The organism is Polystyrenella longa (genome assembly GCF_007750395.1).
Taxonomy (GTDB): domain Bacteria; phylum Planctomycetota; class Planctomycetia; order Planctomycetales; family Planctomycetaceae; genus Polystyrenella; species Polystyrenella longa.
On the sequence record NZ_CP036281.1, the window covers coordinates 1,393,808 to 1,418,506 of the forward strand.

The 24,699-nt window shown below is 50.5% G+C and carries 13 protein-coding genes and 1 rRNA gene; 7 read left to right on the forward strand and 7 right to left on the reverse strand.

What is annotated here, in order from left to right; translation table 11 throughout:
• Window positions 1–4: 4 nt before the first annotated feature.
• Window positions 5–850, reverse strand: coding sequence for an SUMF1/EgtB/PvdO family nonheme iron enzyme (locus tag Pla110_RS05265; protein WP_144993947.1), 846 nt, complete (start codon window positions 848–850; stop codon window positions 5–7).
• Between the two features lie 71 nt (window positions 851–921).
• Window positions 922–1,935: a porphobilinogen synthase gene (hemB, locus tag Pla110_RS05270; protein WP_144993949.1), complete on the reverse strand. Its 1,014-nt coding sequence runs from the start codon at window positions 1,933–1,935 to the stop codon at window positions 922–924.
• A 276-nt stretch (window positions 1,936–2,211) separates the two neighbouring features.
• Here hemB and Pla110_RS05275 point away from each other — a divergent pair, with 276 nt between their 5' ends.
• Window positions 2,212–3,711: an aldehyde dehydrogenase family protein gene (locus tag Pla110_RS05275; RefSeq protein WP_144993951.1), complete on the forward strand. Its 1,500-nt coding sequence runs from the start codon at window positions 2,212–2,214 to the stop codon at window positions 3,709–3,711.
• A 28-nt stretch (window positions 3,712–3,739) separates the two neighbouring features.
• On the opposite strand, the gene Pla110_RS05280 is transcribed toward Pla110_RS05275, so the two are convergent.
• The gene (locus tag Pla110_RS05280; protein ID WP_197440517.1) at window positions 3,740–4,654 is read right to left on the reverse strand and encodes an alpha/beta fold hydrolase; all 915 of its coding nucleotides are present in this window, start codon (window positions 4,652–4,654) and stop codon (window positions 3,740–3,742) included.
• A 476-nt stretch (window positions 4,655–5,130) separates the two neighbouring features.
• On the opposite strand from Pla110_RS05280, the gene Pla110_RS05285 reads away from it, so the two are divergent.
• From Pla110_RS05285 to Pla110_RS05300, 4 genes are all read left to right on the forward strand, one after another.
• Window positions 5,131–7,212 carry a M3 family metallopeptidase gene (locus Pla110_RS05285; protein WP_144993955.1) on the forward strand — a complete coding sequence of 694 codons (2,082 nt, stop codon included), beginning with the start codon at window positions 5,131–5,133 and terminating at the stop codon, window positions 7,210–7,212.
• Between the two features lie 741 nt (window positions 7,213–7,953).
• Window positions 7,954–10,509: a DUF1592 domain-containing protein gene (locus tag Pla110_RS05290; RefSeq protein ID WP_144993957.1), complete on the forward strand. Its 2,556-nt coding sequence runs from the start codon at window positions 7,954–7,956 to the stop codon at window positions 10,507–10,509.
• Window positions 10,509–11,870: a DUF1552 domain-containing protein gene (locus tag Pla110_RS05295; protein WP_231742922.1), complete on the forward strand. Its 1,362-nt coding sequence runs from the start codon at window positions 10,509–10,511 to the stop codon at window positions 11,868–11,870. The genes Pla110_RS05290 and Pla110_RS05295 overlap by 1 nt, the downstream gene beginning before the upstream one ends.
• A gap of 187 nt (window positions 11,871–12,057) precedes the next feature.
• Window positions 12,058–13,125, forward strand: a complete 1,068-nt coding sequence (locus Pla110_RS05300; protein WP_144993959.1) for a sialidase family protein — start codon at window positions 12,058–12,060, stop codon at window positions 13,123–13,125.
• A 10-nt stretch (window positions 13,126–13,135) separates the two neighbouring features.
• Here Pla110_RS05300 and Pla110_RS05305 read toward each other — a convergent pair whose 3' ends face one another.
• Window positions 13,136–14,281, reverse strand: a complete 1,146-nt coding sequence (locus Pla110_RS05305; RefSeq protein ID WP_144993961.1) for a dienelactone hydrolase family protein — start codon at window positions 14,279–14,281, stop codon at window positions 13,136–13,138.
• Between the two features lie 68 nt (window positions 14,282–14,349).
• A complete protein-coding gene (locus Pla110_RS05310) occupies window positions 14,350–15,582 on the reverse strand; it encodes a PDZ domain-containing protein (RefSeq protein ID WP_144993963.1) in 1,233 nt (410 codons plus the stop codon).
• Window positions 15,583–16,159: 577 nt separating this feature from the next.
• On the opposite strand from Pla110_RS05310, the gene Pla110_RS05315 reads away from it, so the two are divergent.
• A complete protein-coding gene (locus Pla110_RS05315) occupies window positions 16,160–18,328 on the forward strand; it encodes an anti-sigma factor family protein (RefSeq protein WP_144993965.1) in 2,169 nt (722 codons plus the stop codon).
• A 27-nt stretch (window positions 18,329–18,355) separates the two neighbouring features.
• On the opposite strand, the gene Pla110_RS05320 is transcribed toward Pla110_RS05315, so the two are convergent.
• Window positions 18,356–19,555, reverse strand: coding sequence for an SGNH/GDSL hydrolase family protein (locus Pla110_RS05320; RefSeq protein ID WP_144993967.1), 1,200 nt, complete (start codon window positions 19,553–19,555; stop codon window positions 18,356–18,358).
• Between the two features lie 629 nt (window positions 19,556–20,184).
• Window positions 20,185–20,673 (reverse strand): DUF1569 domain-containing protein, encoded by a 489-nt coding sequence (locus Pla110_RS05325; RefSeq protein ID WP_197440518.1) that lies wholly within the window; start codon window positions 20,671–20,673, stop codon window positions 20,185–20,187.
• A 996-nt stretch (window positions 20,674–21,669) separates the two neighbouring features.
• Between Pla110_RS05325 and Pla110_RS05330 the strand changes: the two genes are divergently transcribed.
• A 23S ribosomal RNA gene (locus tag Pla110_RS05330) occupies window positions 21,670–24,571 on the forward strand.
• Window positions 24,572–24,699: the final 128 nt, after the last annotated feature.

A 24,699-nucleotide genomic window follows, 5' to 3' on the forward strand; every position in this document is an offset into this window, starting at 1 on the left:
GAGTTTAGTGTCTAATTACACGAAAAACCGGTGCATCCATCAGTTCATATTGGTCTTTGTGCAAAGGTTTTGTGCAGGAGTCCTCGGCATCAATAGGGAGAGGACTATAGGGACCATCTCTCCCCACGAATTGTTCGGTACCTGCTGGTGTTGATGTCCAGTTTATGCCCGACCATTCATGATGAAGCTCACTTAGCTCTGCTGTATGGTCAAAGAAACTTCTTAGCTCGGGATCTGTTGGCAATCGGTACCCTGACCACTTGCAGTAAGCAATGGCGTCATCGTAGGTGAGGCCGAAGAGTGGTACTTGGGGATTATCCCCATATCTTTCAAGTTGAGTCTCTACTGTATACCCCGTTCTCGTGAACGAATCAGGCCTTGGCTGGTGCTCCGTGTTATTCATAAATTTCTGGAATTGCCCAAGTGTAATTGCCGAGAAGCTGATGCTGAATTCAGAGACGAGGTATCGTTGTTTATTTATGACAACCTCTCTCGCAGGAAGTTCAATCCACTCAATATCCAGTGATTTGTTTTTGATGAACGGTTCGCCTAACCGTAGTTCTTTGATTTGGGGAAACTGCAATCTAACAGCCTTCGCGAGCTGCTCCACTTCGCCCTCAGGCATGAGTTCACAATAAACCGTGACGACTTCTGGCTCATCGGCTGATTCTAATTGATACCTATACTCACAAAGACGCCATTTTTCCGGGTCGACTTGTTCCTGGGAAGTAAACCAATCAATGGCAAACGTCGCAAATCCCTGTCTGACTTTTGAAGAAGTGGATTTATCAAAAAAAAATCGCAGGGTGAGAGGTTCTATATGAGTAAGATTATCAGTGATGATTTTCATCGGCTGCTCTTGTTTAACGACAGGAATTTGTTGCAATTTATAAAGTTGTCCAAAAACGATCAAACAAGTGATCACCCGCGTAACAGCTTCGCGGCTTCTACGGCGAAGTATGTCAAAACCCCATCCGCTCCTGCACGTTTAAATGACAGCAACGATTCGAGCATGACCTTGTCGTGGTCGAGCCAGCCTTGGGCAGCGGCTCCGGCAAGCATCGCGTATTCGCCACTGACCTGGTAGGCGTAAGTGGGAACGCCAAAGGTGGACTTGACTCGGTGGACGATATCCAAGTAAGGCATGCCCGGTTTGACCATCACCATGTCGGCTCCTTCGGCAATGTCGAGCGCAACTTCGCGCAGAGCTTCGTCACCGTTGGCCGGGTTCATCTGGTAGGTCCGTTTATCGCCTGTGCCCAGGTTACCCGACGAACCGACGGCGTCGCGGAAGGGACCGTAGAAAGCCGAAGCGTACTTGGCGGCGTAAGACATAATTTGTACGTGATCATAACCCTCTGCATCGAGTGCCTTCCGGATCGCACCGATACGACCATCCATCATGTCAGAAGGTGCGATGATGTCACAACCGGCGGCGGCTTGCACGATCGATTGTTTGCAGAGGGCTTCGACCGTTTCGTCGTTGACGACATAACCTTCTCGTACGAGGCCGTCTTGTCCGTGGCTGGAATAAGGGTCGAGGGCGACATCACAGATGATACCGATATCGAGTTTCGCTTCTTTGATTTTCCGGACCGCGCGGCAGACGAGGTTGTCTGGATTGGAGGCTTCGCGGGCGTCGTCTGTTTTCAAATTGGAATCGGTAGCGGGAAAGAGAGCGATGGCGGGAATCTTCAGTTCAGCCGCTTCTGCGATGGCATCGACCATCAGGTCGAGACTCAGCCGGTTGACATTCGGCATGGAGGGAATGGCTTCGCGTATGTTGGTCCCTTCGTGGATGAAGAGGGGCCAGATCAGATCGTTGACGGTGAGCTGCTGTTCGGCTACTAATCTCCGCGACCAGTCTTCGCGCCGAGGGCGACGCAGACGAGTGGAAGGGAATGAACCGGAGTTGGAAGGCAGAGGAGAGTTCATAAACGGAAATTCCTGAGGCAACGAAAGATAAGGCGAACCACTCCTGGAGCGGGTGCGGTTTTAACCTGCATTTTAAGTCGTAAGATCTGTGCTCACAAGCTGACTACGCTATTTTACCTCGGTTCTCACCCACAGGGAAAAATGTTTTTCGCTGCTCGCACTGTTGGTTTGATCGGAATCGGCATGTTACGATAGAGTCTTCCTCTCCCTAAACGATCTCATCGGAACATGAACCTTCCGATATCTGAAGCCTCATCAAGAATCAAGGAGTTTGACATGTCCACGGTCTCCTCATCAGTTGATCTTCTCCCCGAAGTGAAAGAGTTTTTGTCTCGCGACGTCCATGCGGGGTTCGTGGGAGGCAAATCAATGACAGCGTCGAATGGTGATACGTTTGATGTTCTCAATCCGGCGACGGGCGAAAAAATCGCAACCGTGGCCAGCCTCCAACCGGACGATGTCGCCAAGGCCGTTGACGCCGCTGAAGAAGCATTCCGCAATTCAGGTTGGGCGACACTACAACCAAACGAACGAGGAGCATTGCTCCACCGTCTGGCCGACGCTGTCGAAGCGAAGAAGTCGATCATCGGACAGATCGAAGCTCTGGATGCCGGAAAGATTCTGGGACAGGCCGAAGGAGACGTACAGAATTTCGCCGATACGATGCGATACTTTGTCGATCTTGCTCAGCATGTTAACTACCGAAACGTCCTGGCAGTCAAAGGGCACGAAGCATGGGTTGCCCGCCATCCCTGGGGACCATGTGGATTTATCATTCCCTGGAACTTCCCCTTCCTGCTCGCAGGTTGGAACCTGTCCCCCGCACTGGCGGCCGGAAACACAACCATCCTGAAGCCGGCTGAAGACACTCCATTGTCGTCTTTGTACCTGGCGGAACTGGCTAAAGAAGTTGGCATTCCCGACGGCGTGATTAACGTTATTCCCGGTTACGGACACATCGCCGGTGCTGCACTGACCGACAACCCCAAACTCAAGCGAATGTCCTTCACTGGGTCGCCTGAAGTTGGTCGCCTGGTCGCAGAAGCGTGTGGACGAAATCTAACTCCTGTTAAATGTGAACTAGGTGGAAAAGGGGCCGCTGTCGTTTTTGATGACGTCGATGTCGCCGACACCGCCGAGAAACTGGTCAACGCAATTACATTCCATACGGGACAGGTTTGCTGTGATGCGACTCGCTGGTTGATCAATAAAAACATCTACGATGAATTCGTCGATGAATGTGTTACTCGGTTGAAGTCGGTCCAGGTGGGGAACCCGCTGGATGAAAATGCTCAGATGGGACCCGTTGTCAGTGCTAAACAGAAAGAACGCGTTCTCAGTTACCTTGAGAAAGGTGTTTCCGGCGGAGCCAAAATGGTTCTGGAAGGGGGAGCCGCAGAGGTCGCCGGTTGTGATTCGGGATTCTATGTGAAACCTGCTTTACTCGCCGGTACATTGGACAACATTGCCGCTCGGGAAGAAATCTTTGGGCCGGTTGCCTACCTAGCCCCCTTCGAAAGTGAAGAAGAAGCGGTGCAAATGGCCAACAGCACTGACTATGGCCTTGCCAACAGTGTCTGGTCGGCCGACCTCAATCGTTGTGCCCGCGTGGCGGAAGCCTTCCAGTCGGGTAACGGTTGGATCAACGCTCACAACGTCTTCGCCCATGGTGTTCCCTACGGCGGTGTCAACAAGAGCGGCATGGGCGGTGGCGTCCTCTCTCCCGAGACACTTAACGACTACCTGCGACCGATTTCAATCGTTCGTCCCTTATAAGCGAACAGAATCGAACGCGAAATCGAAGCTACTCGGAGTTTTTCTGTAGCTCTGAGTTAGATACAGACCCGATTTTCTCTTCATTAGCGGGAGGGGAAATCGGGTATTTTTTTCCGTCTTCGTGAAGTGATCCTGTTTGGATAAATCGAAGTGCCCGATCACCTGTTTCTGCATGGAAGGGAAGGGCGGAGTGCATGCAATTCACGACGACAAAATCACTGGCACCGGGCAGACTCGTACTGGTGACGGTGACAGTTCCGTCGTTGTCACCAGGAAGCAGCAGGTTGAATCCGCTGTTGTTTCCACGTCCACCAGCGATAATGGCGAATTCGCACTGAGGTGTTGGTAGGCTGGCGATCAGTGCTTTCTGGTCCGTGATCAACTGCTGCCCCGCCGGTCCATAGATAAATTTGAATAAGCGGAGTCCCTGAAAGAAGTCCGCCATTTCCGCACCAAAGTTGGGAACTCCTACCATTACCAGCCGATTGATTCGGGGATCCTGATGGTCTTTAAGGTAGGAACGGACAATGAGCCCCCCCATGCTATGGACGACAAGGTTGATCTCTTCAACACCTTCCAGCGATTGTATGACCTGGTGCAGGTATTCAGCTGATTCTTCAATGGAGATTTGGGTGCTTGGATAATCGAAGTTAACGGGCTCGTAACCGGCGGCTTTCAGTTTGGGGAACAGAGGGCTGAACGACTTGGATGAACGGACGATTCCATGGATCAGAATAGTCACTTTACCCGACATCGGTGCGAGTTGCTTCGCTTCTTTGATCTTTTCCAGCTGGTTCATGCATTCGGCATGAGTCCCGCTGAAATTCCGTATGTCGTTTGGGTCGATAAGACGATATTGCCCGAACACGACATTGTGCTGGACTCGCCATCCCCGGAAAAATGCGACATCGCCCCAGAATTGTCGACCTCCTAAAGTTTTCATTTGCAGTTCCTGTAGAGTTTTCTTGTTCCAGAGGTTATCAAAATCGAAATCGAGCTTCGGTTCCTCGCTCTTAAGATAAGGCGAAAAACTGCAAAAGAATATCACACTGGAAAGCCACGCAATCACCACTTTCCGTAAACGAGTTCCATTCATCACTCGAACTTACTCCCGTTTAACCTTGTGCACTGAAGCGATAGATAAGTGGCCGATTTTCCGAAGAAGCCTCGTTTATTTTCCGATTCATTTTGGAATCTCTGTCTGAGAATAGTACTCTCGGATGCTGATTTAAGTCCAGATATCTCTTGGAGATTTGTGCATCAGAGCGAACAGCGAACCTTAAAAACGTGTCCTCTGGCGGCTCTATACCTTCTCGAAAAGAGTTGGGTCCCTTATAACTAATTAAGACCCCTAATGAATCATCTCTACGAAATACCAGAAAACCTCATTATAAAGCCAGGGAAAGGATACTGCTGGAAATGACGACCATGAGCGAGAATCCACTGCTTCAGAAGTCTGGACTGCCACAGTTTGATAAAATTGAACCGGGACACGTGGCGCCTGCCGTCAAGCAGTTGCTGGAGGACTCCGGTAAGGCGTTCATCGAGTTGGATAAAAATGTTCAGCCAACCTGGAGCGGACTCGTGGAGCCGCTCGAAAAAATTGGGCGACGATTCGAGCAGACCTGGGGACCTGTTGGGCACCTGCTGGGTGTCAATAATTCCACCGAATTACGAGCCGCCTACGAAGGCGTGCTGGGCGACGTGGTCAGCTTCGGTTTAAAGATGAAGCAGAGTAAACCACTGTACGAAGCGTTCAAGGAACTCCGCGAAGGGAACAGTTGGTCAGATCTGGATTCTGCCCAGCAGCGTATCGTCAGTCAGAGTCTGCTTGAAGCGGAACTGGCTGGAGTGGGGCTGGAAGGGGAGCAGAAGGAACGCTTCAACGAGATCGCACAGGAACTTTCCCAACTGAGCACCACCTTCTCCAACAACGTGCTTGATGCGACGAAAGAGTACGAGCTGATCGTCACCAACGTAGCCGATACCAAAGGTTGGCCTGATAGCCTGAAGCAGTTGACGGCACAGTCTTACAACGAAGCAAAGCCGGAAGACAAACCCGAAGCTGACTCTGAAAAGGGACCGTGGCGGGTGACATTGGACATTCCCTGTTTCGGTCCTTTCCTGGAGCATTGCCAGAATCGGGATCTGCGGGAAGAGGTCTACCGTGCACGCGTTCATTTGGCGAGCAACGGGGAACTCGATAACACCGAGAACATCAGTCGTATTCTCAAACTGCGAGAAGAGAAATCGAAACTACTCGGTTACCAGAACTATGCGGAACTCAGTCTCGCTCAGAAAATGGCTCCGTCCGTTGCAGCAGTCGAAGAGATGTTCGAAGAACTGCGGACAGCTGCCTGGACTGCCGCCGAAGAGGATATGAAAGATATTCAGACTCTCGCCAGCGAACTGGGACAGAACGAACCAGTAATGAACTGGGACGCTGCTTTCTGGTCGGAACGTCTTCGTGAGAAACGTTTCAGCTTTACCGATGAAGAACTTCGACCGTATTTCTCACTCGAACGGGTACTGGACGGACTGTTTGGCCTGGTGGAACGCATCTTTGGTATCACAGTTAAAGCGGCCGATGGAGATGCGCCCGTCTGGAATAAGGATGTCCGTTACTTCAAAATCTTCAATGAGGCAGGTTATCAATGCGCTGCTTTCTTCCTCGATCCGTATTCTCGTCCTAAAAATAAACGGGGCGGGGCCTGGATGGACGACTGCCTGAGTCGCCGCATCGTCGATGGCGAAGTGCAACTGCCTGTCGCCTATTTGATTTGTAACTCCACGCCACCCATCGGTGACAAACCCTCTCTGATGACATTCCGCGAAGTGGAAACACTCTTTCACGAATTCGGGCACGGCTTGCAGCACATGATGACGACCATCAACTACGCCGACGCCTCCGGAATCAACGGGGTCGAATGGGACGCTGTTGAACTGCCCAGTCAGTTCATGGAAAACTGGTGTTATCATCGTCCGACACTCCTTGGTATGACGGCTCATTACGAAACAGGAGAGCCCTTACCGGAAGAACTGTTCGAGAAAATCTGCGCCGCCAGAACGTTCCGTTCTGGAACGATGATGCTGCGTCAGGTTCTGTTCGGCATGACCGACATGACGCTCCATAGCACTTATGATCCAAATGGCGACCAGACGATCTTTGATCTGCATCAGGAGATTAGCAAAAAAACCTCTGTTCTGCCGCTGCTTCCCGATGACAAAAGCCTGTGTGCCTTCCAGCATATCTTCGCCGGAGGTTATGCCGCAGGTTACTACAGCTATAAATGGGCAGAAGTCTTAAGCGCCGATGCCTTTGGTGCGTTTGAAGAAGTCGGCCTCAATGACGACGAAGCGGTCGCCGCCGTAGGACGCCACTTCCGCGATACCGTCCTCTCGCTCGGAGGCAGCCGCCACCCGATGGATCTCTTTAAGGAATTCCGAGGTAGAGAACCCAGCACCGAGGCGTTGCTGCGTCACAGCGGTTTGAAAAACTAAAACCGCGAGTTCAATCTGATTTGGGTAGCCCAGACAATCGCACCAGCGTTGTCAGGGTCGCACCGCGACTAGCAAACAGCCCGGTGATTCTATCAGGAATGGCCGGGCTGTTTTGTTTGCTAGATCCTGTCCAGGATAAGTGTGGCGGCTATCGGTTCTGAAAAGTCCTTAAAAACAGCAGGCTACGCCGCCAGAACACGCTACGGTTAACTGGGATGCTCTCTAGTTGGGGTCTTCGTCTCGAATAGGGTATTTGGTGTAGAAATAGGATACTCTGAGTTTTGAACGAGTTAAATCCATACGATATAGATGTTTAGGTTGTTTTGCATAGGTTGTCTGAAGTACATAAAAGTTTATTGATATGTGGACGGGTTTCGTTTTATCGTGTATAATTGAGGTCACAGGCACTTGTGCCTCCTTCCCACCTTTTGGATCAGATTTGGTACACCAAGGCTCATTTTTCAACTGATCCCACCCACCTGAAAGAGCTGGCTAGCAAGTGAGTCAATTTTGGCAAAGCAATATTGGACTTTCCAATGTAAAAGCTGCGGGGCCAAATTCAAAATTGCTGCGGAACATCTCGGGCGAAGAGCTCGCTGTCCGCATCCCCAATGCCGTGTCAAAATTGAGCTGAAAAAACGCTATTCACTCGATGCCATCCAACCGTCGACTCCGAAATCGACACAAGGCTATCGAAGAGTACGTCGCACTGCTGTGCCATCGGATCGTTCCAGGACTAAAATGATAACGCCGATCGTTGCAAGTATCACCGGATTATTGATTGCCGGGTTCTCCACTCTGTTCTGGATGATCTCGCCCGGATCAGACTCCGTGCGGAACGAGGCCGCCTCCACGATCGCTGCTGCCTCCACTGAAATATCCGAACCTGTGCTTACTGTTCCGGAAAGCAATGAAATTCCTGTTGTGACAGCGCAGGAAGAACTGCCCTTGGAACTGGCGGCCGTCGGTAAAGATTCGGCATTGACGGCTCTGGCAGATCGTCAGACTGAGCAGACTGAAAAAATTCCCCTGCAACCGATTCCCGATATCGATTTCGCTACGCAAGTTGAAAGCTTCACCAAGAAATTCTGTATCGACTGTCACGGCCCCGACCTGCAGGAAGGGGGGCTGGAGTTACATAGGTACGACAGCATCGAGAGTATGCGGAAGAGTCGTAAGACATGGAAGCACCTCGCCCAACTGGTCGAAATTTCCGCGATGCCCCCTGTTGATATGGACCCTCAACCGACGAAAGAAGAACGGGAAAAGTTCTCGCAGTTAGTGGAACTGGCTCTTAACTATGTCGATTGTGAACAGATCGCAGACCCGGGGCGCGAAACGATCCAGCGTCTGAACCGAAATGAATACAACAATACTATTCGCGACCTGATTGGTATTGAAATGGACCTTTCCAAAAACTTCCCGACAGACGATGTAGGTGAAGGATTTGACAACATCGGAGATGTCCTGTCGCTCTCGCCAATCCTGTTCGAGAAATATCTGGAAGCCGCAGAAACGGCTACTGACGCCGCTATTAAAGATGAGTTGGCGACGGGGGCCTACAGCCTCAAGTTGTCTGGTAAAGATTTTAACGGAACCGGGGCCGCTAATGCAGTGGGCAATGGAACCTGGAATATGGCAAGTCGGGGTTCTGTAAAAAGAGAGATCGAAGTTTATCAGGACGACACATTCCAGTTTGTAATCAATGCCGAAGCTGACCAGGCCGGGCCTGATCTCGCCCAGCTTGATGTCTCGATTGATGGTGCAGTTGTTCAACAGGTTAAGATTCAGGGGCACAAAACACCTGCGGATCATAAGTTCGAGATTTCCCTCTCACAAGGTACCCACCAGTTGGAAGTCGCCTTCGTAAACGACTACTACAAGCCAAAATCAGACGATCCCAAACTCAAAGGAGACCGGAATGCACGGCTGCATTCGGTTTCGCTCATAGGTTCTCTGCCCGTCCCTTATGATCAACTTCCCGAGACACATCGGGATATTATCTTCTGTCGCCCGGATGGAACGACCACTGCGGAAGAATGTGCGCGTCGCATTATGGCCCGGTTTGCAACTAAAGCATTTCGGCGTCCTGCCCAGAATGAAGAAGTGCAACGACTGGTCAGTCTGGTGACTGGTTCGATGGAGGCGGGGTTAAGTTTCGAGCAGGGAATCGAATTAGGAGTGCAGACTGTTTTAGTTTCGCCCCACTTCCTCTTTCGTGTCGAGATCGATCGACTTCCGAATGATCCGTCCCTCGCACGTCGTATTGATGACTATGAACTGGCCAGCCGGCTCTCGTATTTCTTGTGGAGCAGCATGCCGGATGACGAACTGTTTGAACTCGCCGAGAAAAACCAGCTTCATTACCAGACGGTACTGGAAAGCCAAGTCCGGCGAATGCTGCAGGACAAAAAATCCGATGCCCTGGTCGAGAACTTTGGTGGCCAATGGTTAAACCTGCGAAATCTGGACGAAATCTTTCCGGCCCGGAAAGTCTTTAAGGATTTTAAAAACAACTTGCGTAATGACATGCGAAAAGAGACCGAACTCTTCTTCGCCCATGTCATGCGGGAAGATATGCCTTTGAGTACCTTGTTGGATGGCGACTTTACCTTCCTCAATAAACGATTGGCAGAACATTATGGACTGCCGGTTGAGGGAATGGCCGATGGCAAATTCCAGAAGGTCTCGCTTGAAGGGCAACCGCGACGAGGGGTGTTGACCCAGGCGAGTATCCTGATGTTGACCTCCAATCCAAACCGAACGGCTCCAGTGAAACGGGGGAAATGGATTCTGGAAAACATTCTTGGCGAAGAACCACCACCTCCTCCTCCCAACGTTCCTGAACTGGAGGAGACTAAAAACAAAGGCAAAAAACTAAGCCTGCGAGAACAACTGGCTCAGCATCGGGCCGATCCAGGTTGTGCATCGTGTCACTATCAATTAGATCCGTTGGGTTTCGGTCTCGAAAACTTCAACGCGATTGGACAGTGGCGTGATAAAGATGGCGAACATGCAGTCGACTCCTCTGGCGTTTTGCCTTCGGGGGAAGAGTTTAATGGACCTCTCGAATTAATTTCGATTCTCGGCAACCGTAAAGAAAACTTTCGCGAGTTAATGGCTGAAAAACTACTGACGTACGCTCTGGGCCGTGGACTGAGTGTTTACGACCAGTGTGCGACTCAGGAAATCACTGAACACCTTTCGAAGAACGATGATCGTTTTAGTGCGCTGGTAATGGCGATCATTAACAGCGAACCATTTCAAAAACGACGTGGTGAAGGAGAACAGCAATAATGGCTATGAAGATAGAGTTAAATCGACGTACTTTCCTGCAAGGCATGGGCGTGACCATGGGGCTTCCGCTGCTGGAAGCGATGGGGGGATCTTCGTCTTCGCTGCTGGCGGCAACCGCCGGTGGAGAGGGAGCGGCAACGGCTGCGGCTCCTACACGTATGGCCTTCATGTTTGTTCCGAACGGTGTGATTCAGAAAGATTGGCGTCCTGAGGGCGAAGGGACCAACTTCGAATTTGCACAGACCATGAAACCGCTGCAGGCTTTCAAGAATGATTTGAACGTCTTCACGAATCTTTGTCAGGACAACGGAAAAGCTCACGGAGACGGAGCAGGGGACCATGCACGGGCTTCGGCTTCTTACTTGACCGGAGCACATCCTTACAAAACAAGTGGTGCTGATATCAGTAATGGGATCTCAGTTGATCAAGTTGCTGCATTGCAAGTGGGGAACAATACGGTCCTGCCTTCTCTGGAGATCGGAATCGAAGGGGGCCGTAATGCGGGTAACTGCGATTCAGGTTACAGTTGTGCTTATTCCTCCAATATCAGTTGGAAAACGCCGTCGCTGCCCGTGGCTAAAGAAACTCAACCTTCGTTAGTCTTCGATCGCTTATTTGGTACGAATGCCAAAGATCGTGGAAAGCGAGATGCCGCTCGAAAAAGTATTCTGGACATGGTGTCGGACGATGCCCGCCGTTTGCAGCAGAAGCTGGGACAGACTGACCGTCAGAAAGTGGAAGAATATTTCACCAGTGTGCGAGATCTCGAAAAGAGAATCGAATCCCGTAAGAAATTTAATCCCGTCCTGCCGGAGGGTTATACCCCCCCTCCCAGTGGGCGCCCGACGGATAAGGTTGATCATATTCGTCAAATGTACGACCTCCTCGCCCTGGCATTCCAGACGGATGCGACACGCATCTCGACGTACATGCTCGGGAATGCAGGGTCAGGCTCTTCTTATCCCATGGTTGAGGTCTCCGAAGGGCATCACCAACTGTCTCACCATCAGAACGACGAAGACAAAGTGGCGAAGCTGCAGCGCATCGATGAGTTTCATATCAACCAGTTTGCTTATTTCCTGGAGAAGCTCAAATCGATTCCCGAAGGAGAGGGGACTCTGCTCGATAATTGCATGATTCTTTACGGTAGTGGTCTCGGTGATGGCAACCGGCACTCACACGATAATCTGCCAGTAATTCTGGCGGGCAAAGCGGGCGGACGTATTCAAACGGGTCGCCATCAGGTTTATGCCGAAAACACACCGATGAACAATCTGTACTTGTCGATGCTGGACCTTGTCGGGGCAGATGTCACGGGGGTTGGTGATAGCAACGGTCGATTGGAACACCTGCTGGCTTAAGCCTTGTTCCCCTGCATCACAAGTCGTAAAGTGAAGAACACGAAAGTGGCTCCCCGTGAGCCACTTTTTTTATTTGGATACGTACAGATTATTATCCAGGTAGTGCATTCCCTGATCGGAGTACGGTCTCCGCAGCAGGGCGAAGTGGCCACTCCTAACATGCTGCCGGTAGGGAAAGAAGCGAATAATGACAACGATCACGATGCTGGAAACAGGTAGATTGGACGAACGCGAATCCGCATTTCCGTCGACGGTTCGATTGCCTGATGGAACATTACTTTGCTCTTATAGTATTGAAGGGGGGCAGTATGTTCATGGGGGAACAGAACTTTCCCGGTCGACCGATGGAGGGAAAACCTGGGAGCGAGCAGGGACGGTTAGTCCGGCGACGAAAGATCCAGAAACTGCCAACTTTCTCAAACTGACTTTCGATAAAAACTCAAATCGTCTCTATGCCTACGGTGCCCGGTTGCTCGGTTCACCAGATGTCGCTTTTGGTGACCGGAAGATGATACCGGTAATCTGCCATTCCGATGATCTTGGCCAGAGTTGGACCGCTGCCGAACCGTTGCCCGTGCCGTATGACTTTCCACTGGAGATATCCGATCGTCTACTGCTGACTACCTCAGGGCGGTTGCTCGCTCCAATGGCGACTTTAGAACATCAGCAGCTGCTGGGCGAACGGGTACTGGGGCTTCCTTCTGACGATGCCGGAGAATCGTGGCAGGAACCATTTGTTGTCTTCCGCGATCCGGAACGGAAGCGAGGATATTTCGAACAGAAATTGACGCCCCTGCCAGATGGACGCCTGCTGGCCGTTGCCTGGACAGTCACCTTGGGTGATTACACCGATCTGGAAAACAGCTACGCGATTTCAGAAGACAATGGGGCTACCTGGTCTGTTCCCCAGTCGACCGGCATTCAGGGACAAACGATGACGCCGTTAGCCTTGTCTGAGAACAGGATTCTCATTACCTATAACCGCCGGTTCGGAGATCAGGGAGTCGTCGCGGCAGTCGTGACCATCATGGACGACGGAACCTGGCAGGTTGAAGCGGAACACATTCTGTACGACGCAGGGCAACATAAAAAACGGGAAGAGAAACAGTCAGGCAATCTACAGGATGAGCTGGATACTTTCGCCTTCGGTTTCCCCACCCCGTTAAAAATATCGAATGATGAATTCCTGATGACTCATTGGTCAGTCGAGCAGGGCGTCTGCGGTATTCGCTGGACGCGTTTCGAAGTTAACTGATTACACGAAACTATTCTTCAACCAGCTTCGTAGCAGTCGCGGCAGCGGGTTTGAGATGCGAGTCCATCCAACCGTAGAGCAGCTGACGCGATTCATGGGCGACGGAATGGGCACGACCATGAACGAAGAAAGCGAAGTTTTCCGGCTTCTCTTCCAGTTCATAGACGTCCATGACTTTCATCAGCATCAGTACCCGTTGACGCTGCGTCAACGGGTTGCCATCGTTCATCGCGGAAACATCCAGATAAGCGCGAGGAGCGATTAAAGCCAGGATTTCGTGGAAGTCGATATTGGGAAGTTCCCCTTCGAGAAAGCCGGGACGGAGATGTTTGAAATAAATATACCAATGATCTCGCGACCAATGGGTGACACCCGAGTTGTGTCGGAAGAAGGAGGCAGAACAGTTGCCTGCTGCCGCTTTGACTCGGTCGTCGTAGGCCGCGAGGAACATAGTGCCATGTCCTCCTAGCGAATGCCCGATTACGCCGATGTTGTCCGCATCGACTTCTTCCATGGCAGTGATTACGTCAATCGCAATGGAGTGCTCGTAGGTGAACTTGCCTACCGAAGTCCATTCGGGATGCTTCTGGTGAAAGCGGGTGGTGTCATACGGACCTTCGGGGGGAATTCGATGGCCGGAAACAAAATGTTCCGGAGCAATCACGACATAACCAAGCCGGCAAAGGTGATCGAGCCAGGCTTTGTTTGAGTTTTCTTCCAACCCAGCAGCACGCCTGGCCCCCTGTTTATAAGTGCCGTGCAACGCGACGATCGCGGGCAGTTTTCCATCCCGCTTCAGGGGAATACCAAGATAGGCGTGAGCCCGTTCGTCCTCTTCCACCTGGTAGCTGATCAAGCGGCGGATGTAAGTATCTTCGACGATGGTTTCTTCATGCACCTGCAGGTCGAGAAGTGGCTTCTCGGGTTTGTACTGATCGCGGATCAGATCGAGGTACCTTTGTTTCAAGACTTGTTTGTGTGCTAACCAGGATTCTTTATCGGTAACCCCTTCCAGAAGATCATCCCAGGATGATTCAATCACAGGGGGATCGCTGACGGGCCGTTCTTGAGCGTTCAACGGCGCATTGAAACTTGCAAGCAGCAGGTTCAGTAAGAAACAGAAGGCGAGGGCGAAGGGCAGGCGCTTGGCGGTCATGGAGAGTCTCAACAGGATACAGGGTCAGTGTCGAATGAGTTGAGACTCAAGTATAAAACGAAAGAGACCTACCAGCCACTCAATTCAACACTAATTGTCCTGACGAAGAGGTTCAGTTTCTCGTCTTTATGAACGGATTGCATCTCTTTCTCAGCTTCTTTCTTGTCCAGCAGGCCCTCTGACGAGTCGTAGTTGGGCCCATTGTCACTACCGCGGATGACATCGACTTCGACGACGTCGCCCCCTTCGTAATCTTCCAGGCTGCGGACCAATGATTCAAAATCGCTGATTTTTTTATCCGCCAGACGGATGATAATATCTCCCGCCAAAATTCCTGCCTGATCTGCCGCCGATCCAATTGCAACATCACCAACAACGGCCCCTGTCGCTGGACCGTTGAAACTGAGTCGATGGGTGACACCCAGGCGAGCGGCTCCACGTGTCTGAAGTCGTACATGGGGCAGGGCGGCTTGGACCTCGGTGATTTGTTGCCGCGAGAGCGGTGCCCCTTTGATGAGGTAGAGTGAATTGAGTCGAGTGATCCGTTTCAACTTCTGCAATGATTCAGGTGTGTTTTGCCAGTGTCGATTAATCTGGAGACCTAAATTTTCAGAGTGAAACCGTCCCTCCAGGATCATCTCTTTTGTCACAATCTTTACGTCCTCTCCGCGGCCGGACTCGCTTAAGTAGAAAAGCCGTCCGCCAAGATCCAGGACATCCAGCATGGCTTTGAATTCGCGCTTCGATTGCTGAGTATCCAGAATCTCTCGGGCACGCCGCGATTGAGAAGCAGATGTACTCTCTCCCAGTTCGCTTAGGGCCAGATCGATTTGATCAAAATAAAATGCTATTTGTTCCAGGCGTCTAACGCGAGCAGGGTTTTCCGCAAAAGTGGGTGTTCGGTTTAACGTCGGTGCTGGCATTTCTGGAATCAACATCTCGAACCAGGCATTCGACTGGCGTAGAAAGATCGCTTCCAGAATTCGAATCGAGCGGATCGAAACTTCCAGATCACTCTGCATCGCCGCTGCTTTGAGCTGAGGGATGAATTCCGGAGGGGCATCTGAAAGTTTTTCTGTTGCCGTTTCCCGTGTTTGATAGTCAGAGCTTCCCAGTTCCTGGATCCATAGCGCAATATCTTCCGCTGTTGGGGTCGTTTCCGATTGATTTACGGAGGAGTCAGCGGATGGGAAAGACGTTTCTTCTGCAATGATCCCGTTAGGCTGAAAACAGCTCAAACAGAGAGCGAAGAACAGGCAGAAAAGCCCTTGATTCGGCTGGAGGGTGAGTCGATCAATCATAGACAGCAGGTCACTCAGAATTGAGGAAAACGATTCGGTGGATAGCTGATAAGGTGAAAACGGAACGGGAGGAATGCAGGATTCAGGTCTGGATGTAGGGGAGGTGTTCGCCAAGTCTCATTAAAAAGTCCGTTTTCGAGGTGGAGCGCTGACGCTATTATAGGAAAAATCCCGAGGCCAGACTAATACTGTTCTGTTTTTCTGGGAATTGTCGGCCAGATAAGGAAAAAGGGAACTATCTACTGTAATTCGACATCCAAACAGATGCAGGAAAAGCTATTTTCGTTTCCAAATCCTGTTTCTTGCTGTAAATTGTTATTTGTTAAGTGTTTATGGCGTTTTGTGAGTCGTGACGTCGCTTGGCCTGCTTCCCGACAACTGGGGGATTTCCAAGGCCCTTCAGATCGCAACAATAATGAGTTTATTTTGATCATTTACTCAGGAGACATCTGAAACGGTCAAAATACCCGGATGAGTCATGTTAATCCTTATTTTTCAGGTTCAGAAATAGTCACAACCCGGTTTTACCCAATCCATATTTAGAATAAGTTTTTTGTCTCCAGATTGATGTGTCCGTATGTCAGCCGACGAATTGATTTCCGCCCTGTTTGATGGCGAATTAACTGAACAGGAACGGGCTGAGGTGGTGAAGAAGCTCGAGAAAGAGCCCGCTACTCAGCGCGAACGGGACGAAATCGCCCATATCTCCGCCGCCTTGAAGGGATTGCCTCAGGCTCAGGCGCCCGACGAATTGCGCGCCCGCATTCGCCAACAGATCGAACGAGAAAGTCTGCTCGGTTCACCCGCCCAACCCGTCGCGGCTTCTACCCCTGCGAAAACGAACTCCCACCGAATTCTGTATGCCGCAGTAGGTCTGGCGACAACAACAGCGGCGGCAATCTTCCTGATGGTTTATCTGGTTGGTGAAAGAGAAGACGCGAAGTTCGGTCATGTGGCGTCGAGCATCGAAATAGCGAACAAAGATATGGCGGACGATGACCGAGGTGTCGTTCTGGAGTCCGAAGAACTATTTTCTTCTTCTCCTGCGGAAGAGGTCCCCTTAATTGCCCGTACTGAAAACAGCGATAAGGCGCCAGGTCCCAACGGAGCCGCACGATTTTCTGTGACCAATGAGGTGTCAGGTTCGAATCCGGCACAAATGAAAAAGATGCAAGCGAAACCGGTTCCACAACTGGGAGTAGATGCTCCGCTGGCGAAAGGCAAAGGTCTCGATTCTGACTTGAATGGTAACAGGCTGCCTCCACTAAATAACTGGCCTGCCACTGATACGGTCGTTGGTTTAAGTCATTCAGGGAAATTCAACAAAGATTTAACACAGGTTCCTATTGGTGCGGTTGTGAAAGCAACGCACGGACAAGGGGACCAGGTGGAAGTGGTGCATATGACGGTCGTTGATCGGTTTCAATCCTTCAGTGACTTCCAGATTTTATTGCAACGCCACGAGATCACTAATGGTGAGGTGATTGCCGATACGAATACTGACGAATATCGGGCTCGCGAATCAGGCTCTGCTGAGGACAAGTCTCCGATAAAAGTAGATCAGAAAGAACAGTCGCTATTGGCCGAAGGACTGCAAGCCGCTCCTATGAATCAACTGGCTTACAGTCAACTGGGCGATCAAAACCTGGTCGCCGTTTTTGTCACGGCCCCACCCGATAAAATTGAAGCGGCTCTCGCTGAAATGCAGCAAGTCAGTTCGCTTGCTAAGGTTGAAACTGCCGCCAATGTACCATCAGTCACATCGCTCAGTTGTGAGCAATTCGCGTATAATATGGATTCGATGAATGTCAACAATAATGGAGTCGCCGTTGACTTTAGAGCCGTTGACGAAGACATCCAATCTGCTGAAACATTGATGGAGTTGGCCATAATCAATTCTGGAAAATCAGAGCAGGAAGAAGCGGGTACGCCCAACGAAAAACCAGCTGCCGCCAAGTCTCCCTCTCTGGCGAAGTTACGTCCTGCCGAATTTGATAATGAGTCCGAGACAAATGTGGAAGCGGAACCGCGTGTCGAAATTGTTTCCTCGGAACTTGCCGACAGGGGAGACAGTAGAGATGGTTTATCGCGACCAAGCTTGCAACGGAATTATGTCGTGCTGGGAGCCCGGTTAAAGAAAAAAACTTTCCAGGAAAAAAAGACGAAGCGGGACGAGGTCAGCAGTGGAAATGAGCTGGGTGTCTCCGAATATGGATATCAGGTCGCGCTGACTTTTCCGCGAGCTCAGCTGTCCAGTCTCTGGGACGGGGTTACTAATGATCTTTCCGGTTCAGGTGGTGGCTCCAGTACAGATGAGGAATTGTTTGGTGCTGAGGGCTTTTCCCGGCAGGGACAAACAGAACGCCAGAATTCGATCCCGGAAAGCGACGCGAGCTTCGGAAATCGGGACGTTAGCATTCCTGCGGAAGAAGACAAAGCTGGTGAAGGTCAGAGTGATTCCGTTAAGAACGCTCCCAATAAGAGTCTTGCTATTAAATCTGACCGACAGGAACCTGCGAAGGGTCTCAATCAGGCGTCGTCGGATGAACTCAAATCAAACAGAAATCGATTGCCCCAACCTTCAGAGGTGTCAGGACGGCCTCTACCTTCGAGGGGCTTGGCTCAGTATCTGTTTATTTTTGAAACTTCACCCGCGAAACGAACGCCGGCGCCGGCAGAACGACCTGACGGTGGGAAATCGTCCTGGTTCCTGGCGCCCATCCGCGAAGAGCATATTCCTTCCTGAGGCTGCTACGATTGACTGTTACCAGATCTAATTGACCTCATACGCGGAATCGTCCAACAGCATCCGGCTAAGTACCTGGGCGTAAATAATATGTCCGAAGTCATTCGGATGATTCACTCCGTTGCCAGTCAGGTCGTAGAAGGTTTTCCGTTTTAGAAACTCTTCCCACACAGCGGTCAGATCTGCCAGCGCGATTCCGGGCCCTGTCAGTTCTTTCAGGGCTGTGCGATACGTGTAAAACTGGTCCATCGGCATGCCCCAGTTTTCGTTCCCCAGCATTGTGGAAATCAGTAAAAACTCACACTCTGAATTCTTGGCACGAAATGCGTCGATTATTTCTTTGATGTTCTTTTTGAAGGCGGCTGCATCTTTGCGCCAGACGTCATTCATGCCAAACGCAATGATGACCAAGTCTGGTTTTTCTTCTGCCAACTTTTCTTCATCGACTCGTTTGACTCCCTGGCTTGCTTGCCATCCACCGACAGCGAAATTCCGGAAGTCGACATCGCTTCCGGTTGCTGACTCCAGAGTCATCGCCGTCAATTCTCCATAAGCGGGGCAACCAGGCGCTGCCTTAGAGTAAGCGCTCGCGTTGTAACCTTCGGAGATGCTATCCCCTAACAGGAAGATTTTGACTGGCTTCGCTTGTTTTAAATTGGCAGTCGTGTGGGGCAAGGAATCGGTCGCGTATTTAGTAACAGGTCCTTTCCATTGGCCAGGTTCTGTTTCATAAATCACTTCCACTTGAAGCTGGTGGTAGCCATCTTTGTTGTCGAAATAAACGCCGCGTCCCGTATCACTCGGGGCACCCGGTTTTCCAATCTTGGGCGTGTCGGAAGTCATCAACGGATAAAGTTCTTCCGTAGTCAGACGCGGAATGCGACTTCCTTCAGGAAGCACGAGTTGGTTCTTTTCAGCATCCCAGCGAAAGTCCGTTCCCTCTTCAAACACAATTTTCCGCGTCGCACTTTCAACGGCAACAATCTTTTTAGGCGTGAAGAAGAGTTTACCAGTTGGAAGTTGTCCTTCCTCTTGCAGAAATAAAATGGGTTCACGCAGTTGTTCCGTCTGCCAGATCGGGTCGAGAACGGCAGAGGTAAAGGACTGCTTTGTTTCCTCAGCCTTCAGGGCATCAGTGAAAAATAACCCTGATGAAAAGCAGGTGAGGGCGAGGATGGAAAGGCCGGATCGAATTGATCGAGTACGGGTGCGGAAAGTCTGTGTCATAGCGCGGGCTTTATTTTGTCAGGCAGGGCAGCAGAAAGCCGTCAGGCGAATTCCTGACGAAAGAAACATCTCTTATATTTGTAAGCGGGATTTGGATCAGACACAAGCGGTTCGGTGATTATGAAGGAAATCGATCGGAGCAGAAAAAAAATGGTGAACCTCCCAAATTTGCTCTTGTCAGACTGATGAAATACGCGATTATGGTCTTGTTAGTTTCGTGGTCGCACACGAAGGGACATTCTCGGAATGCCTCATTGAACTTGCTGATTGATACCTTCAATCGAAAGTTTCGGTGAAGCCTTCATACGAAGCCCAAATGGGCGGTTCAATTCCGCAGGACGATGTTGGTCCAGAGTCCTGCCATGGTTGAGCTATTCGGTAAGAAAGGAGGTGGTCAAGTGAGTTCATCTAACAGTACAACAAACCAACGAGGTGGCGACGCCTAGATAACCGGCGGGTTGTCTAAGTGGCAGCCACCCATGCTTCTTACTTGCTCTCAGGAGTAAGTTTGAAGCAACATGTACGAACAACCCGGACAGGAACTATTCCTGTCCGGGTTGTTATATTTTGTACCGATCACTTTATTGGAGGTCGGTTTCATGGAAAGGCCGTTCAAACCTGGCTCGGTATTATTCAGATTTCTCTTGAGGAATCAGAAAACTGAGGTGATGGGCCACGTGCAGCAAATGCACCTGCTTCCATGTCTCCCGGTCGAGATCGCCAAATAAAGGGGAGGGCTGTATCGGCCCCGAGTAAGCCTGGAATTTCTCTACCGCCACTCTGAATTCCATAACAGCAGCAGAATCATCTCCTCCCGGGGCAATGACAGTTCGTTTATCTGTGGGAACACCGGCTGGCCAGACGCCTGATCGGAGAGTTTTCTTCAACCACCTTGGGGCGAACGTGTTCTTCATGATCCAGGCGGTAATATTCATCGGAAATGGCATCGGTGGGAATCCCTCGACTGGATAAGTCAGCCAAAGCGAAAGATGGCGGCAACATTGCGACAGGTCCCAATTTCCCACTGCGATATATCCCTGAGCCAATAATTCCTGGGAATCGAGCACAGCCTCATCAAGTGAAACAAAACGGAGAATCCGGCGATTGTTCTGGGGCATGAAGTCTGTCCTTCGGTAGCGAGGATTGGAAGAGTACAAGTTTCTGTCGGTGGAGAATGAAAGCATCTTATCAGGAAAAAGCCGCGGGATTACGGACTGACTGTGCCGAAACACGAGAGTCTCAGAACTCAAACGTATAAAATAAGAGTTAATCAAAGCGCAGAGTGGGGTTCAGGATGGCCCCTGTGGGGCATCTGCATCAATTCTTAAAAAAATAATTCGGAACTCTTGGCCACACCGTTGACGATCGAGTCTGGTGTGGGTACTATTCCTCTCCCGCTGATTTTTGAAACGCCTGCTTCAGGCGGCTCAAGTCTAACGCGGGAAAGAGTTTACGGTGAAATCGTTCAAGTGTGAGTCGGCTGCTTGCCGAAGACTTGAACTGAACATTAACCGTCGCTATAAGTGAGTTGAAGCGAGGTTGCTGCAGAATCGGGTTTCTTCCCGTTTCAGGAAAACGAGTCCTTTGGGGTTCGCTTTGCCGACTTTGGTCGCAGCAGGTTGGCTTCAGCTCATGCTGAATCCGGTGGTTTTGGTAGTGGCAACACTATTGGGGCCTCGGTTTTGATCTTTGACAATTAGGTAGTAATCTGAGTGGCATCTTTATATTTAAAGATACAATTTTATCAGATTGAAACGCGTTGCGAATGATTGATTCGTCTCTTCGGGGAAGGGTTGAAAGTTCAAGATTAGTTTCAAGAGTGATAAGAGCGTTATTTGCCGGCTCGATCGTCAGGGCAACCTGATAAGAAAGTCGGTGAATTGCTTGTGTATGTAATGTCTAGGTTTAAGCGAAAAGTATTACGCTGATGTCTGGTCGGTTGGCTTCGGTCAAGCGGTTGGTCTCAGCAAAAAAGAGTTATCGTTAAAACAGGTTGTTTGTCACATTGATTTGGATTGGCATTGTTTTGAGCCTTCTGTTCTGTGTTCTTGTTAGATCACCTCTAGCAAGGGTACTGGTTTTCGGTTCGAGGTTGCCAAGTTAAAAATCACTGTGGTCAAGCTACTAAGGGCATGTGGGGGATGTCTTGGCGCCAGAAGGCGATGAAGGACGTGGAAGGCTGCGATAAGCCTGGGGTAGCTGTCAAACGAGCATTGATCCCGGGATTTCCGAATTATCATATACTGAATACATAGGTATATGAGGCTAACGCGGAGAACTGAAACATCTAAGTATCCGTAGGAACAGAAAGAAAACTCGACTTCCTGAGTAGCGGCGAGCGAAAAGGAATCAGCCTAAACCATCCGATTTATCGGGTGGGGTCGTGGGGTTTACCATTGTGGAGTTATCAAGTAATCAGCTAGAAGAATTCGATGGAAAGCGAAACCAAAGAGGGTGACAGTCCCGTATTTGAAAGTTGTGTTACCTCCCGGTAGATACCCGAGTAGGGCCGGTCACGTGAAACCCGGTCTGAATCTAGGAGGACCACCTCCTAAGGCTAAGTACTCTCTGGCGACCGATAGTGAATCAGTAAGGTGACTGAATGATGAAAAGAACCTCTGCTAGAGGAGTTAAAAGAATCTGAAACCACATGCTTACAAGCGATCGGAGCACTATGTCTTCGGACAGTGTGACGGTGTGCCTTTTGCATAATGATCCGGCGAGTTACCGTTTTTGGCTGGTTAAGATCTTCAGGATCGAAGCCTAAGGGAAACCGAGTCTTAATAGGGCGATGATAGTCAAGGGCGGTAGACGCGAAACCATGGTGATCTACTCATGGGCAGGTTGAAGCACGGGTAAAACTGTGTGGAGGACCGAACCCACTAATGTTGAAAAATTAGGGGATGACCTGTGAGGAGGAGTAAAAGTCTAATCAAACCTGGAGATAGCTCGTTCTCTCCGAAATAGCTTTAGGGCTAGCCTTGAGCCACTACGTAATGGGGGTAGAGATACTGATCTCGGCTGGGGGGCTTCCCGCCTACCCACCGTAGCCAAACTCCGAATACCATTACGATTATCTCAGGAGTCAGTCCACGAGGGAGAAGCTTCGTGGTCGAGAGGGAAACAACCCAGATCGCCTGCTAAGGTCCCTAAATTGTACTCAGTCACTAAGGACGTTAGTGTGCAGTGACAGCCAGGATGTTGGCTTAGAAGCAGCCATCATTTAAAAAGTGCGTAATAGCTTACTGGTCGAGCATGCTAGTACCGATAATGAACGGGAGTAAGTACAATACCGAAGCAGCGGAATTAACGTAAGTTAATTGGTAGGAGAGCGTTCCAGATCAGATACGAGCCATACCGTAAGGAGTGGTGACGGGGTCTGGAAGTGATTATGCCGGAATGAGTAACGATAAAGCAGGTGAGAATCCTGCTCGCCGAAAACCTAAGGTTTCCTGGGGAAGGTAAATCCGCCCAGGGTTAGGCGGTACCTTAGTCGAGGCCGAAAGGCGTAGACGATGGACAGCAGGTTAATATTCCTGCGCCGTCAATGTGGATCGATGGAGGGACGTTGCATGAAAGGTCAGCGGGGTGACAGAAATCCCCGTAGGCTTCTTTAAGATAGTGGTAGGCAAATCCGCCACAATGTTCAAGAAGAAGTCTTGAGTCCCTGGATGACGAAATGATCAGCAGTGTAACCAAGAAAAGCTTCTAAGATTTGAAGCATTGATGACCGTACTAAAACTGACACAGGTAGGTAGGTCGAGAAGACCAAGGCGCTCGGGAGAATGCTGGTTAAGGAACTCTGCAAATTGGCCCCGTAAGTTCGCGATAAGGGGTGCCTTCTAGGGTTAACGCTCTGGAAGGCCACAGTAAATCGGCTCTGGCGACTGTTTACTAAAAACACAGGACTCTGCGAACTCGTAAGAGGATGTATAGAGTCTGACACCTGCTCGGTGCCGGTAAGTTAAAGAAGGGGGTTAGTCTTCGGACGAAGCTCACAACCGAAGCTCCGGTAAACGGCGGCCGTAACTATGACGGTCCTAAGGTAGCGAAGTTCCTTGTCGGGTAAGTTCCGACCTGCATGAATGGTGTAACGACTGGAGCACTGTCTCAACCAGCAACCCGGTGAAATTGTAGTCGTGGTGAAGATGCCACGTACCCGCAGCAAGACGGAAAGACCCCATGAACCTTTACTGTAGGCTGATATTGGCTTTAGGCACATTTTGTGCAGGATAGGTGGGAGGCTATGAACTGGTGGCGTCAGCCATCAGGGAGCCATCCTTGAAATACCACCCTGAATTTGTTTGAAGTCTAACAGGATCCCGTGAATCCGGGTTCTGGACAGTTTCAGTTGGGCAGTTTGACTGGGGCGGTCTCCTCCCAAAGAGTAACGGAGGAGCCCAAAGGTACCCTCAGCCTGGTTGGCAATCAGGCGTTGAGCGCAAAGGTAGAAGGGTGCTTGACTGCGAGACCTATAAGTCGAGCAGAGACGAAAGTCGGGCTTAGTGATCCGGCGGTTCCGAGTGGAAGGGCCGTCGCTCAACAGATAAAAGGTACTCTGGGGATAACAGGCTGATCACTTCCGAGCGTCCATAGCGGCGAAGTGGTTTGGCACCTCGATGTCGGCTCATCACATCCTGGGGGTGAAGAAGCTCCCAAGGGTTCGGCTGTTCGCCGATTAAAGTGGTACGTGAGCTGGGTTTAAACCGTCGTGAGACAGGTTGGTCCCTATCTGCTGTGGGCGTACGAAACTTGAAGGATTTTCTCTTTAGTACGAGAGGATTTAGAGGGACGTACCTCTGGTGTTCCTGTTGTCACGCTAGTGGCATGGCAGGGTAGCTAAGTACGGTCTAGATAAGTGCTGAAAGCATATAAGCACGAAGCTATTCCTGAGATGAGGTTTCGTAGGTCCTAGTGACCGAGAGTCCCCTGGAAGACGACCAGGTCGATAGGCTGGCTGTGTAAGGTGAGCAATCATCTCAGCTGACCAGTACTAACGGACGAACGCTTGACCACTTTGATTTTTGACTTTGTGACGGTTTTTATTGGAACATGGTTCCTTGTGAAACGTTGCCGATCAAGATCAAAGCGGACAATTTTACAAACAACCTGACCTGGATATTATATCCAAGCCTTAGGTATGA